The following is a 15,268-nucleotide window of genomic DNA, read 5'->3' as shown; positions in this document are numbered from 1 at the left end:
ACATCAATTAATTTTTCGCTGTAAATCATGGATTTAAATGAAAAAAGTAACAATCTACTTAATACTTTTTGCATACGTTTTGGGCATAACTCACAGCCTAATGGCTCAAGAAACACCTAAAAAACCTCATTTTGAAGTCAAATATGAAAAATTTATTTTGGAGAATGGGTTAGAAATAGTATTTCACATTGACCGCTCTGACCCGGTGGTGGCAGTCAACTTAACTGCACACGTTGGCTCGGCCCGCGAAATTAAAGGACGAACCGGTTTTGCTCATATGTTTGAACACTTACTGTTTCTTGAATCAGAAAACTTAGGTAAAGGTGGTTTAGATAAGTTATCAGCAAAAATTGGCGGCTCTGGTGCCAATGGTTCAACAACTAGAGATAGAACCAATTATCTACAAACAGTACCAAAAGATGCATTAGAAAAAATGTTATGGGCAGAGGCTGATAAGCTGGGATGGTTTATCAATACCGTTACTGAAGCGGTGTTGGAAAAAGAGAAACAGGTTGTCAAAAATGAAAAGCGCCAAAGCAGCGATAACGCACCTTATGGACACAACTGGTTGGTGATCGACCAGAACCTTTATCCTCAAGACCATCCTTATCATTGGCAGGTAATAGGCTCTTTGGCAGACTTGCAAGCCGCCACATTGGATGATGTAAAACAATTCTTTAAACGTTGGTATGTACCTAATAATGTCACCCTCACTGTTGTGGGTGATTTTGATCCTGTACAGGCAAAAACATGGGTAGAAAAGTATTTTTCTGAAATTAAATCAGGAAACAAAATTACTGCTCTTAAAAAGCGCCCCATAAAGCTAAATGAAACGGTTAAACGTTATTATGAAGACAACTTCGCCAATCTCCCGCAAATTACACGAACTTACCCTACTGTTGAGCAATATCATCCTGATGCGTACGCATTAAACGTATTGTTTGAATACCTTGCAAATGGCAAATCTGCACCGCTTTATAAAGTGCTTGTTGAAGATAAAAAGTTAGTCCCAGATGCAAATATGTTTCATCAGGCTAGTGAGCTAGCAGGCCAAGTGTATTTAATCGCTAAGGCATATTCTGATATAGATTTAGACGAGGTAAACAAAGGGATTGACGAAGCTTTTAAGCAGTTTGAAACAAATGGGATATCTGAACAGGACCTACAACGTATTCTGGCCACTCAAGAAACTAAATTTTATGATCAATTTTCAAGTGTACTGGGTAAAGGCGCACAGCTGGCTCAATACAATATTTATACCGGCGATCCTGGTTACGCAGAAAAAATAATTAAGGCAATTTTAAGCGTGACTAAACAAGACGTAAAACGTGTGTACCAGCAATATATCAAAAACAAGAATTATGTGGTCACCAGCTTTGTGCCTAAAGGTAAAGTTGAGCTCGCAGTTAAAGGCTCTACTAAAGCAGATGTACCCGAAGAACAAGTTATTCAGGGTATTGAAAAACAAGTCGATCCTAACATCGTAACTACCTACGCAAAAACTCCTTCAACATTCGACCGTTCAAAGGAGCCGCATTATGGAGGAGCAACCGAGGCGATGGTTCCAGATATTTGGCGGGCTCAGCTTGATACCATTCAAATACTTGGTATAGAGGTAAATGAAGTGCCCCTTGTTGACGTAGAAATTATTATAAACGGCGGGCAATTACTTGAGCAAATGGATAAAGTAGGCATGACCAATATACTGGCTCAAATGCTGAGCAGCGGTACTAGTAATAAAACACCTGAAGAACTTGAAAACGCTATCAAACAAATTGGAGCATCAATTAGAATTGAGGCCAACCAAGAAGATATTAGTGTAAGGGTAAACACACTGGCTAAAAATTATTCTCAGGCCATGAATTTAGTAAAGGAAATATTACTAGAACCCCGTTGGGACCAAAAAGAATTTACCTTAATTAAGCAACAAACGCTGTCGCAGATACGTCAGCAAGAAGCCAGTCCGAGGAGTGTTGCCGAGAATAATTTTAATGAATTGATATACGGCGAAAATAATATTCGCGCAAAAAATATATTGGGCAACAAGGATTCTGTTGCTGCAATTTCCTTAGAAGATTTACAAACATTTTATCTAAAAAATATATCGCCGAACCAAACTCGTGTTCATGTTGTAGGCGCTATAGATAAAAAAGCAGTGCTAGCGTCATTGTCAGAGTTAAAAGCAAACTGGCCATCGACTAAGGTCGCTATTCCCAGCTATGACCCTCCTATCGAACCCAAACAGTCCAAAGTGTACTTTTACGATATACCTAACGCCAAACAAACCGTCGTTAATATTGGTTATTTAGCACTGGCAGTGACAGATAAAAACTACTATCCAGCCACGATTATTAATTACATTCTTGGTGGTGGCGGTTTTGCTTCACAATTGACACAAGGCTTACGCGAGGGGAAAGGCTACACTTATGGTATTAATTCGAGATTTTCTGGTACCAAAGATCCCGGTATCTTTAGAATTTTTAGTCAAGTACGCTCAAACGTTACTTTAGAATCTGCTGAATTAATCAAAGAAATTCTCGAAAATTATGGGAAAACCTACTCACAACAGGATTTAGTCACCAGCAAAAGCTTTTTAATAAAAAGTAACGCTAGAGCATTTGAAACAGCCAATTCAAAACTAGGGTTATTAAATAATATTAGTAAATACGATTGGCCTGAAGATTACGTTAAGCAACGAGAAAAAATAGTTAAAAACATCACCATTCAAACAGTGAAAACGCTAGCGGATAAATACCTAGATCCCAAACAAATGATTTGGTTTTTTGTAGGCGATGCCAACACCCAATTAGCGCGGATGAAAGCACTAGGATTTGGTGAGCCAATTTTATTGAACCCTGCATCACCCCAGAAATAAACAGCCATAATAAGTTGTAAACTGATAAAAACACTGCGATGAGGGAAGGATTTTTATGACGCTTCTCTTGTCGTAATAATAGAGGCGGCTCAGAAACTATAGATTGTCATATTTTGTTTTTTATAAACTCACTGCCAAAGCAACAACGCATTCCTGACTTCAAATGAATCATTGCTGTTTGAGTTAACGAGAGCTTTAGCTGGCATATTTATTGAGTACATATTTTTATGTGACCTGAGCTCGGGATAAGCTATATCGTAGAGAACCACTATAATAGCGCCTATCTTCGTTGAACTTGCTCACAATAGAGCACAACTCCATTACAAGCTCGCCTTGATAAACGTAATAATAGCAGCACTGGATGCGTTCAATGCCTTTGCAAACTAATTGGCACCATCTGACATATTATTTTTATTGCAATAACTTCCAGGGTTGCGACACATCTCAAACCAAGTTCAGATTACGTATTATATCCATTCATGTTCCAAGATCAGTTAAGATAAGTTCAATCTTGTTTTTGATGGTTTTCTTATCTGCTTCAATCAAACCATTATCAGAGCTGGTAAGTGGCTTTTCAGTTTCATCCAGATGCATACTGTTTCTGATAGCAGGAGATACATCATAACTGTGCTTACCTATTTCGATCCCCTCATTGAAGGCGGCTCTTTCATAAAGAGGAATATTGAGATTTGTATCGATGTCCTTGAGCCTGTTGAATGTTTCAAAACCTAACTGGTAAGCTTGAGCGTCTAAAGCAGCAAACTGCTTCATAGAGGCTTCTACTTGACTGAGCCTAGCCAGTTGCATCACAACCTGTCGGTCTTCGAATTGTTTATCCATTATTTTTGCCTTTGCCGTCGCAGCCTTATCTAATTTTTCGAGTGCTTCGTTTCTAGGTTCGTGCATTTCCCGTGTAATATTATTGTGAACTTGAGCTAAAAATACAGCCATTTTGTTAGGACTACCGCTATTGAGTAGGGCTACCATGATTGATGCAAATCTATGAAGGTCAGCACTTTGGCTTTTATCTTCCGCTTCCTTACTCTCCGCGAACACCCAACGTATCAGTGCTATAAAAATGTTTTTTTATAATTAGGTTGGTCGCTAGCAGTGATGTTTCTGGTGCTGACATTATCAAAAATAGGAATAATCAAATAAGATGTAAGTGTTGAATAATCGACATTTACCAAATGTCTATTCAGTAATGTTGTTGATGACCAAAGCGGCCTATGGTCATTTGAAGTAGCTAACAAAGGGCTAGAAATAGTGCTTGTGGCCAGAATAAAAGCTGCGCTAGTACGTGAAATAGTCATTTTTTTAGGACTGCTAACAAGCGTCAAATTCTGATGCTTATTGTTCCAGACTTTAAGCTTAGCTATGTTTGATTTAAGTAAGTCAAGCGTATCATTTTCCATAAAAATACCTTCATACGATGTTTAAACAATACTAAATTCTATAATAGAATATCATGCCTATGCAGATAACTCAGGACTGAACTGTACTGTACTGTACTGTATATACAAACACCCCGCATAGGTAACCATTACCATGAACATGCCAGAAGCAAGCTTTTTAGCTTGGCAAAAACAGTTTAGTACAGAAGATGATTGCTTAAAATACTTGCAACAAATGAAATGGCTAAATGGCTTTATTTGCCCTGGTTGTGGCAATAACCATAGCTATGAAATTACAAGTCATCATTTATACGAGTGTACACAATGTAAAAAGCAGACCTCAGTCATGTCAGGAACACTTTTTTACGGCAGCAAAATCACTTTGAACCAGTGGTTTTGGGCTATCTATTCTCTTTGGCTCTGATAAGGGAAGTATCTCAGCACTGAGACTCAGTAAATTAATAGAAGTCAATTGGCGAACCGCGAGGCTGATTTTAAAGAAACTTAAAACGGCTATGGGGCATAGAGATAGTTTATATCAATTAAGTGGCACAATAGAGCTAGACGACGCTCTGGTTGGCGGTAGACAAAAAGGCAAACGAGGACGCGGAGCAGCAGGAAAAAAGAATGTGCTGATAGCCTGTGAAAGTAAGGATAAAAAAGCAGGATTTATCGCAATGGCAGTGGTCGATAGCATTTGTCATTTTAGCGTGAATGAATTCGTCAAGAAACACTTGAAACAAGGCCAACAAGTTCATTCTGATGCATTGCCGGCATTGAATATTATAGGTCAAACAGAAAACTATGAGGCAAGAGTAACCCCGGGTTATTTAGTTGATGAAGGGTTACCGTGGGTACATATAGCCATCGGCAATTTAAGAACGTTTTTGTTAGGTACGTTTCATGGTGTAACCGGAAAATACCTACAAGAATACTTTGATGAGTTCTGTTATCGGTTCAATCGTCGATTTATCGAAAAACAAATACCTAACCGATTGTTAAACTTAGCAATAATTCACTTACCTGTAAAATCGACCTGAGCCAGGTGCATAGGCATGTAGAATAATGTAAAGTATTACGGCTAATTATTTTCCATTCAAGAGCAAAAAAGTTGCTTTTAATTTTAACTGGGCTGGACTAAGAACTGATTGAAACTATCTATAATTGCAAGAATACCCATATACAAGGTCTGTTACTTGTCTTGAATAATACTTCTAAGCGTTTTTATGTGCAGTTCACCTAAGTCGAGCGTAGCAGACCATAAAGTCGATTGAATGGCGTTTTGAGGATATCCCCCCAATACTCGTGTGAGTTTTGTTACTAAAGCTAATACTGCCCAAGATAAACGCGACGATAAATATCGCTGCTAAGCGTCATCAAATAGTCGATCTTAAAAGGCTTTCGAGAAAAGCTGCTAGTAAAAATAAGGCTACCGTTAAAGAAAATATATGGTTACGTTTTTTCACTTTATTTTATGCACCGTAAAGGGTGTACAGTTTGATGGTGAAAAATCTATGTAAGCCAATCGACTGACGAGATTACAATACAAAGAGGCGTGCATTCACCGTGCTTATTCTTCGCTATACTCAAAATAAAAAAACGCCAATTAAGACGTTTTTTATTTTTAGATTGTTAAAGCGTACATTGTAGACTAATAACTCGCAGCTTTGTGCTTCAAGTTACTCTATTCAGAAACGTCATATCCGTTACCAACTTTGGTTAGTGAGCAATCACTTTAAATTCAATCGAGCTTGGGTATTGTTCGCTGTGATAAAGCTTATGTTGCGCTTTGACATAGTCTTCTGGCTTAGCCTTAAAAATATTATCAACATATTTTTGTGGGTTCATATCCATAAACGGAAACATGCTGCTCTGCACCTGAATTTGTAACTTATGCCCACGTTTGATGGTGTGCAGTACGTCCAATAGTTCAAATTTAACCAGTGTGGGTTTATTAGGTTCAAACGGCTCAGGTGTGCTCATACTGTTTCTAAAACGTCCACGAATAATGCCCCAACGCACTAACTCATGACGGTTGCCCGTTTCTTTGTCTACTTTATTGGTGGTTTCATCCATACCTGGGAATACATCAACTAACTTAACCACAAAATCGCCTGCACTTTGGTCGGTAGATACCCACAGATTAATATCAATCGAGCCTGCAATGGTTTGATCCTCAGTTGCCACTTCGTCATTAAACACTAAAACATCAGAGCGACGAGCAGTAAACCGTTGATCTTCTGCCATATATGGACGATCCCAGCCGCGACTGACTTTATCTGAGTGAGGAACAGGTTTGTTTGGATCGCTTATATAATCACTCGAACCACCTTTAGACTCTTTTTGATCCAATAGCTTTTCATTAGCTCCCATATATAGCACAACATCTTTACCTTGTTTTGGTGGCCAAGTATCAAATTCGCGCCAGCGATTAGCACCTGTTTCGAACATCGTCGCAGTTGCCAATGATACTGCTTTAGCGTCTTTATCATCTTTAATGTCTTTTAGATTTTGTTTGAAAAATGGCAATAAGATTCGTTCTTGAAACCATTCGCTGGTGTTAAAGCCAAATTCGGCTTCACCCATTTTACTGCCGTCAGCTGAATTCCATTGACCGTGATACCAAGGTCCCATGATGAGATGGATATTGTCTTTTTATTGCCTTTGGACATAGTTTGATAGGTTTCCAGAGGCCCATATAGATCTTCAGTATCATACCAACCGCCTACAACTAAGGTGGCTGGTTTAACATTGGTAAGGTGTTGTAACACATTACGCGCCTGCCAATATTCATCATAATTAGGATGTTCAGTTAATTCATTCCAGAACGGACGCTCACCTTTAAAATAATCTTTATTAACGTTGCTCAATGGACCCAGATTACGGAAAAAGTCATAACCATCAGGCGTAATAGAGTCCATACCTTTTGGCCAGTAAGCAAACTGCCCTTCGCGCTGTTTGTCGAAAGTATCGAAGAAAATAAACGCCATGGGTGTAGAAAACGCACCATTACGATGAAAATCATCATAAAACCAGTTGGCTATTGGGGCTTGAGGTGAAATCGCTTTAAGGGCTTTATGGCTATTAATGGCGGCGACCGAGGTATAATATCCGGGATAAGACGTGCCCCACATCCCCACTTTCCCGTTATTATTTGGAACGTTTTTAACTAACCAGTCAATAGTGTCATAGCTGTCGGTGGCATCATCGGTGGCATTACCACCTTTTTGATTTGCGTCTTGTGGACGCATATTAACGTACTCACCTTGAGACATAAATTTGCCACGCACATCTTGAAAAACAAAAATAAACCCCTCTTTTTCAAAAATTTCACTTGGCCCTAATTTGGTTTTATATTTATCAGCACCATATGGGGCAACACGATAAGGAGTGCGCTGCATCATCATCGGATATTCAGATGATTTGTCGTAAGGAATGTATACCGAAGTAAACAATTTCACGCCATCACGCATCGGAATTTGATATTCATATTTTGCATAATGAGAACGAATATACTCAGCTCTTTTATCTGGTTCTTTGGTGTCTGCAGCTTGTACAAATGTTGTCAGCATCATGTAACAACACAATATAATGAACCTTGATAAGGTTTTCTTATTCATTAAGTTATCCTTTATTATTAAAGCAGCGATTTTTTATCGCCAATATTCAATATTACTATGTTTTGTGGTTGTATTCGAAGAGAAATGAGGTGAAGTTCATCACAAAAACGCTCAACTGTTAGCTAGTTGAGCCATTAATTTTTCTATCCTGGTCAACATTATAATTATCATCCAGCCATTAGACTGACGCAGCAGAATCGAGTAATTTTTTTATTTTACGTTATTGACGTTTTTAACTTCGAACTTTAAGATTTTTAATAATAAGCGTTGCGATTTAGTATCCCTGATAATTACCCAAATAAATTTACCTGATATCAGGCAAATATTAAATCGAATGGTGGTGTTGCAAAGTAAAAGGAGTTGGCAAGCATTCTGCCATTCAAAAATCATTAGCCTTCGCCATGCTAATAATGCAAAATCTTGTGGAAGAAATGAATCCCAGCTAGGGACTACAGCCTTTAATTTACTTAGTCACAGATGGCTAATCGGTGCCCATTTAAATATAAGTTAATCCTTTTTCCAGTCAGTGATGCCATATTTATTGAGTAAAACTTTAAGCCTGCCACTTTTTCTGTATTCAATGATGCCTTGATCCAGCATATTGATATAATCAGTGGAAAGATGTGGCGCAAAACCAACATAAATACCCCCGCCTTCACCTTCAGTACCTGCATGAACTAAATTTTTTATAAGTTCTGATTGTGCGGAAGATTGTGCGGAAGATTGTGCGGAAGATTGTGCGGAAGATTGTGCGGAAGATTGTGCGGAAGATTGTGCGGAAGATTGTACGGAAGATTGTGCGGAAAATAACACCGTGTATTTATTGTCTATTATTATATCGATGCGGCCTGCGTTGAGAAGATTAAGATTAGTATCAAGTGGTGTATTGCCGTGAGAAACATAAAAATATTTAGGTCTCGATTCAATAAGATTATTAAAAAATTCACCATAACTGTAACCCTTAATGATCCCAATTTTTTTGTCATCAGCAAGGTGTTTAATCAATTCTGTGTTTGAAGTATACCGCCAAGGATTACCATTAATGACAAAAAAATCAAGGGTAGGACGACCAACAGATAGCTGACTTTTGCTTAGTTTGTGTTCAATGATTTGTTCTTCAGTTAGTCCTAACACCATATCAGTTTGATTATTTGCTACAAACTGCATCGCTCTGGCCAGCGGTAGGGTTTCAAACTTGAGGCTTATATTATTTTGATGAAATATATCACGCACTATTTCGACAATATAACCAGGTGATTGCTGATCATCGCAGATATAAGGGCACCAGTTATCGGACGCGACCACTAGTCTGACTGAAGCCCAGGACGAGCTGCAAAAATAGAATAAAGTCAAAGTAATGCAGAGAAACTTCATAAATTATGTATAGAAAACCGTTTTATTGAATTAAAGAAATTTTACTCTTTAATTCAATAAAACGGTTTAATACCTCTTTGAAACTATTATAAAAACTTTACTACATGTTTAATTAAAACGATATAGACATGCGCGATTCGAATAGTAAAAGTCCTATTTCAATCATAACTTTCACATTAGAACAATAACATATACTCAGTCGAAGGTTAGATCGAACGATAATTACCTAGCCCTCTGTATTATGTTTCTGAGTTTAGGTCTTGATATTTCACTAAATTAATATAAGTGACTTTAATAATGTTAGCAGCAGGATATAACTGTTATAAACTATTATTAACCATTTCTAAATTAGACACCCAGAGCAATAAAGGTACCCATTCACATATTTCATAGCGTGGCGGGAATTCAGTGGTAAGTCAATTTTATAGGCTTTGAGTATTGTTTTAATTTTTTTGGACGTATCAGTGATGACGTAGCCATCTAAAATTCCTTGTCGGCAAAGCTGATGTTCTTGATCTACCCTCGACTGAATGCTTTCCAACTATTGACTCATTTTTTAGGGCAATCGCCATAGACAGGCGATTGAGAAATGGCTACCGGGAACGAATCATCATGACATAAAAAAATGAGTCAATAATTAGATAAGGAGCATTGTTTAAAAAGTGGTATTTTTTACTTACTTTTTGCAGCTGAAGGCAAAAAGTAAGTCATACCGCAAGCTGACGCAGCGCGAGAAGTTGTGCGACAAAAACCATGATTACGGTAAGCATGGCGTATGCATTTAGCTCGTAGCTCGCGCAGCTACTCCTCACTCAAACAAAGCCCTATGCAACGCACAAACCACATCTTGACTGTCAGTATCATTTACCAACAAAGAAAGGTTATGTGGATTTGCCCCGTAACAAATCATCCGTAAATTATAGTCCGCCACAGCCGCAAAAATCTTGCTAGAGACTCCAGCCGCACTGTGCATATTATTGCCGACAACTGTAACCAAGTCGTAGTTCTCTTCAATCAATACATCACAAAATTGGCTTAACTCTTCAATGGTTTCTTGATTTAGACGTTTAAGAACAGAATTAGCGGGATTATCTAGGGTAAAAGATACAGAAATTTCTGATGTGGTGATGAGGTCAACACTGAGTTTATGTTCAGCAATAATGGTAAATACTTTTTGCAAAAAGCCCTGTGCATACATCATCTTTGGCGTTTTAACTGTCACCATCACCTGTTCTTTGCGGCGGGTAATAGCACGATAAGAAGGTTCAGTTTCACAGTCTCTGATAATCCAAGTGCCGCCTTTTTCAGGCTCTTTGCTTGAGCCAACAAACACTTTGATATTTTGTCTAAGTGCTGGCTCCATTGTAGCGGGGTGCAACACTTTGGCTCCAAAAGTGGCCATCTCAGCGGCTTCTTCAAAGCTGAGTTCTGGTAGTGGCCGAGCGGCATTTGTGATCCTAGGGTCGGTGGTATATACACCAATCACATCGGTCCAAATTTCACAGGTATCTGCACCCAATCCCTCCGCTAACAAAGCAGCAGTAAAATCTGAGCCACCTCGTCCAAGGGTGGTGGTATTGCCTTGCTGATCTGAACCAACAAAACCTTGGGTAACTAACACAGTGTCGACCAGCGCAGGCAACATCAGTTGTTTGGCTGCAGCGCTTATTTGTTCAAGATTAGGTACAGCTTGACCAAACTCACTATCGGTTTTAAGTACATTACGTACATCAAAGTTTTCGGCTTTCACATCGAATTGGTTTAATACAGCGGTGAACAACAATGAAGACATTCTTTCGCCATGTGATAACAAGGCGTCTTTTAAATCTGCACGATGGAGCATTTCTTCGTGTAGAGCTAAGTCTGCTAATGAACTTTGTAACTGTTGTAGTTTTGGCTCTACTTCATCGACGTTTTCTAATGCTTGCAAAATAGCTTGTTGAATACTGTCTATCTCGGTGAGCTTTTGTTTAATTTGTTCTTTAGACATTGCCGTGTGGGCAATATCCACTAACAGGTTAGTGACACCGGCTGATGCGCTGACAACCACTACTTTGGTATTAGGATTGTTTTTAATGATATTGGCGCAATTTTGCATGGTGGCAAAATTTGCCACGCTAGTACCACCAAATTTAGCTACATTCAGGTTATTCAATGCGATGTTACTCACTGTTTATTTCACTCATTAATCTAAATCTTGATACTTACAAAAATAACAGTTTTTGATTATAATTAAAAAGTAAAAGTTCATGCATAAGTAAGCTTTTTTGGAATAGTATATTCATCTTGATGAATATATTTTGATACAAACTACTGTTGAATCTGATTATATTCCGTAGCATTTAATTAATCCAACATGTGAATTATGGTTTGATGTTAAGCGGAATAACTACGGTATCCCCTACTTTAATTTGGTGTTTCGCAAACCAACCTTGATTCATTTCCCATCCATACAGCACCTGTTCCGATGAACTTGTAGTAGTTAAGTCATGGGGTTGCATGGCTTTGATATCAGTGATTTTTCCATCTGCACGGATAAATGCCACATCAAGGGGAATAAGAGTGTTCTTCATCCACATACCAGCACGTCTGGATTGTTCAAAATTAAATAACATGCCGCAGTTGTTACATAATTCTTCTCTATGCATCAAGCCTTGCGCACGTAATTCAAAGTTATTGGCATATTCCAAGGCGAAAACCTGCTGTCTAACCTTGACTTGAATTTCAGGAAATACCGAGTCTGCCTGGTTAGCAAAAGTTAGGCTAGAAACAAAGGCGAGTATAAAAACCAAAGACGTTAAACGAAGCGTAAACATATTTTTTGATGACTTAAGAAAATTAGACACTTAGATTACAGTTTTTTGCACGAACAACCCATCTCTTTGTCACTGGTTTGCCACTCCTGAAAATCTCCTTGCACACATAGCTGCTGTAACGTCCTACATTCTTGGACATTATATTATACTTTAGTGTCGGCGCCATTAGCTATTACACTGCCTACCTTTTGCCTAAAGAGACTTTTTGTACAGCCAGTAGACAGCATAATTATGACCATCAATAACATAACCCAAATAGAGGTTTCCATAGTTCAACCTATTCAAAAATCGTAGTTCATCTTAATCGTGAAGATATTAATACACATCCAAAAACCGATACGCCCATTAGGCTATACCGTTTTTTGTTAGTGTGTTAGATATTTCAAAATCAAGCAATATTAAGTGCAGGAATAATATTGGCCTTCGCTGCTTCTGCGGCTTTTTTGAACGCATCCATACGGTCGAAGTTTAAGTATTTACATACTTCAGCTGACATGGATTCAATCTTAGTTGCGTAAGCCATATATTCTTCTGTAGACGGAATTTTACCCATAATCGCACCCACCGCCGCTATTTCAGCAGAACACAAATATACATTTGCGCCATCACCTAAACGGTTAGGGAAGTTACGAGTTGAGGTAGACAGTACTGTTGAATTGGGCTCAACTCGCGCTTGGTTACCCATACACAATGAACAACCAGACATTTCGAGGCGTACACCCGCATTCGCATAAATGTCGTAGTAGCCTTCTTCCGTTAGCTGAGCTTGATCCATCTTGGTTGGAGGTGACATCCATAAACGGGTTGGCAAGGTACCTTCAAATTGCTGTAATAATTTACCTGCGGCACGGAAATGTCCGATATTGGTCATACAAGAGCCAATAAAGACTTCATCAATTCTGGTTCCAGACACCTCAGACAATGTTTTAGCATCGTCAGGGTCGTTCGGACAACATAGAATTGGCTCTTTAATATCAGCCAAATCAATTTCGAGAATTTCAACGTACTCTGCATCTGCATCAGCTTGCATCAATTCAGGTTTAGCTAACCACTGTTCCATTTTACGAGCACGACGTTCTAGTGTGCGTGCGTCACCGTAACCTTCGTTGATCATCCAACGCAACATAGTCACGTTCGAGTTGAGGTATTCAGCGATAGACTTATCAGACATTTTGATAGTACAACCTGCTGCTGAGCGTTCTGCCGAAGCATCGGATAACTCAAACGCTTGTTCAACGGTTAAGTCGCTCAAACCTTCAATTTCTAATATACGACCAGAGAACGCATTTACTTTGCCTTTTTTAGCCACCGTTAATAAACCTTGCTTGATACCGTATAAAGGGATCGCATGAACCAGATCACGTAATGTGATACCCGGCTGCATTTTACCCTTAAAACGCACCAAGATTGATTCGGGCATATCCAGTGGCATAACACCTGTAGCCGCAGCAAATGCCACTAAGCCAGAGCCAGCAGGGAATGAGATACCCAGAGGAAAACGCGTATGGGAATCGCCACCTGTACCAACGGTATCAGGTAACAACATACGGTTTAACCAAGAGTGAATAATACCGTCACCGGCGCGCAGCGATACACCGCCACGGTTCATTATAAAGTCAGGCAGCGTATGCTGAGTTTCAATATCAATGGGCTTAGGATAAGCCGCTGTGTGACAAAAAGATTGCATGGTTAAATCGGCAGAGAAACCTAAACAAGCTAAATCTTTGAGTTCGTCACGGGTCATAGGGCCAGTCGTATCTTGTGAGCCTACAGTGGTCATTTTGGGTTCACAGTAAGTACCAGGGCGAATACCGTCTACCCCGCATGCACGGCCAACCATTTTCTGAGCAAGCGTGTAACCTTTACCTGTATCAACCGGTTGGTCAGGTTTACGGAATAAATCAGATGGGCCTAAGCCTAAAGATTCACGGGCTTTTTCAGTTAAGCCGCGACCAATAATTAAGTTAATACGGCCACCAGCGCGCACTTCGTCAAGTAAAACCTCTGACTTATAAGCGTATTCAGCTAACACTTCACCCGTATCTGCGTTGGTAATTTTGCCGGCCAATGGGAAGATGTCAATCACATCACCCATATTCATTTTTTCAACGTCGGCTTCAAATACTAAAGCCCCTGCGTCTTCCATGGTGTTATAGAAAATAGGCGCGACTTTACTACCAATGCAAATACCGCCGCCACGTTTATTTGGAACGCCCGGTAAGTCTTCACCGAAAAACCATAACACTGAGTTAGTAGCTGATTTACGTGAGGAGCCGGTTCCGACTACATCGCCAACAAAAGCAACTTGATGGCCTTTAGCTTTGATTGCGTCGATTTGTGCTAGAGGTCCTACTTCACCCTGTTTTTCAGGTGTTAAACCATCACGAGTCATTTTAAAAGCAGCGCGAGCATGCAAAGGGATATCAGGACGAGACCATGCATCAGGTGCGGGAGACAAGTCATCGGTATTGGTTTCACCTGTTACTTTGAATACAGTAGCAGTGATTTTTTCTGGCATATCGGGACGCGACGTAAACCACTCTGCATCGGCCCAAGATGCGATGACATCTGTTGCATAAGCATTACCGGCTTTGGATTTTTCTTCTACGTCGTGGAAAGCATCGAACATTAATAATGTATGTTTAAGCTCTTCAGCTGCTAATTCGGCTAAATCATCGTTATCAAGCGCGGCAACTAAAGTCACGATGTTATAACCACCGTGCATGTTACCTAACAATTGAATCGCGGCATCTTTAGAAATAACAGGAGAAGAAGCTTCACCCTCTATGATTGCAGTAAGAAACCCAGCTTTAACATACGCAGCTTCATCAACACCAGGAGGCACACGCTCCGCTAGTAATTCTAATAATGTGTGTTCTTCACCAGCAGGTGGCGCTTTTAACAACTCGACTAAACCAGCCACTTGCTCGGCGTTCAGTGCTTTAGGTGGAATACTCTGTGCTGCTCGCTCTGCAACATGTTTACGATATGCTTCTAACAAAATTAGACCCTCTAAGTTGACCCCGAAAATATCAAAAATATTCGAGTGTAGAAATAAAACCGGCTAAGTATAAGGCTTATTGTCAAAAAGTGAAATTGGCCAAGGTCTTCGTTTGCTTATAATCAATATTTGCTCATTTATATGTAATTTACATTTATTGAATACACATATAATCAACTTGGGGCAGA

9 protein-coding genes and 1 pseudogene are annotated in these 15,268 nt (G+C 39.4%); 2 read left to right on the top strand and 8 right to left on the bottom strand.

Translation table 11 applies throughout. The features are described from left to right. Window positions 1–37 precede the first annotated feature (37 nt). Window positions 38–2,875 carry a M16 family metallopeptidase gene (locus C427_RS05205; protein ID WP_226991188.1) on the top strand — a complete coding sequence of 946 codons (2,838 nt, stop codon included), beginning with the start codon at window positions 38–40 and terminating at the stop codon, window positions 2,873–2,875. A 477-nt stretch (window positions 2,876–3,352) separates the two neighbouring features. Here C427_RS05205 and C427_RS05200 read toward each other — a convergent pair whose 3' ends face one another. Both C427_RS05200 and C427_RS05195 read right to left on the bottom strand, forming a co-directional pair. Then, entirely contained in the window at window positions 3,353–3,931 is a 579-nt protein-coding gene (locus C427_RS05200; RefSeq protein ID WP_041250442.1) for a hypothetical protein, read from the bottom strand. A gap of 14 nt (window positions 3,932–3,945) precedes the next feature. Next, window positions 3,946–4,290 (bottom strand): hypothetical protein, encoded by a 345-nt coding sequence (locus C427_RS05195; RefSeq protein ID WP_015430516.1) that lies wholly within the window; start codon window positions 4,288–4,290, stop codon window positions 3,946–3,948. Window positions 4,291–4,423: 133 nt separating this feature from the next. On the opposite strand from C427_RS05195, the pseudogene C427_RS05190 reads away from it, so the two are divergent. Further along, window positions 4,424–5,309: pseudogene (locus tag C427_RS05190) on the top strand (IS1595-like element ISGps1 family transposase). A 679-nt stretch (window positions 5,310–5,988) separates the two neighbouring features. On the opposite strand, the gene C427_RS28120 reads toward C427_RS05190, so the two are convergent. From C427_RS28120 to acnB, 6 genes are all read right to left on the bottom strand, one after another. Next, a complete protein-coding gene (locus C427_RS28120; protein ID WP_269079242.1) occupies window positions 5,989–6,855 on the bottom strand; it encodes a CocE/NonD family hydrolase in 867 nt (288 codons plus the stop codon). Then, window positions 6,774–7,889, bottom strand: a complete 1,116-nt coding sequence (locus tag C427_RS28115) for a CocE/NonD family hydrolase (protein ID WP_015430512.1) — start codon at window positions 7,887–7,889, stop codon at window positions 6,774–6,776. Before C427_RS28115 ends, C427_RS28120 begins: the two co-directional genes overlap by 82 nt. A 507-nt stretch (window positions 7,890–8,396) precedes the next feature. Beyond that, window positions 8,397–9,122: a hypothetical protein gene (locus C427_RS05180; protein ID WP_407636107.1), complete on the bottom strand. Its 726-nt coding sequence runs from the start codon at window positions 9,120–9,122 to the stop codon at window positions 8,397–8,399. 949 nt (window positions 9,123–10,071) lie between these two features. Next, window positions 10,072–11,433, bottom strand: a complete 1,362-nt coding sequence (gene lysC / locus C427_RS05175) for a lysine-sensitive aspartokinase 3 (protein ID WP_007634655.1) — start codon at window positions 11,431–11,433, stop codon at window positions 10,072–10,074. Between the two features lie 193 nt (window positions 11,434–11,626). Next, on the bottom strand, window positions 11,627–12,079 hold the full coding sequence (locus tag C427_RS05170; RefSeq protein WP_007634653.1) for a DUF192 domain-containing protein: 453 nt from the start codon (window positions 12,077–12,079) through the stop codon (window positions 11,627–11,629). Between the two features lie 388 nt (window positions 12,080–12,467). After that, on the bottom strand, window positions 12,468–15,080 hold the full coding sequence (acnB, locus tag C427_RS05165; protein ID WP_015430511.1) for a bifunctional aconitate hydratase 2/2-methylisocitrate dehydratase: 2,613 nt from the start codon (window positions 15,078–15,080) through the stop codon (window positions 12,468–12,470). Window positions 15,081–15,268 lie beyond the last annotated feature (188 nt).

Origin of the sequence: Paraglaciecola psychrophila 170 (genome assembly GCF_000347635.1) — a bacterium.
In the GTDB taxonomy this organism is placed as follows: domain Bacteria; phylum Pseudomonadota; class Gammaproteobacteria; order Enterobacterales; family Alteromonadaceae; genus Paraglaciecola; species Paraglaciecola psychrophila.
This window is presented reverse-complemented; position numbering and strand designations above follow the sequence as displayed.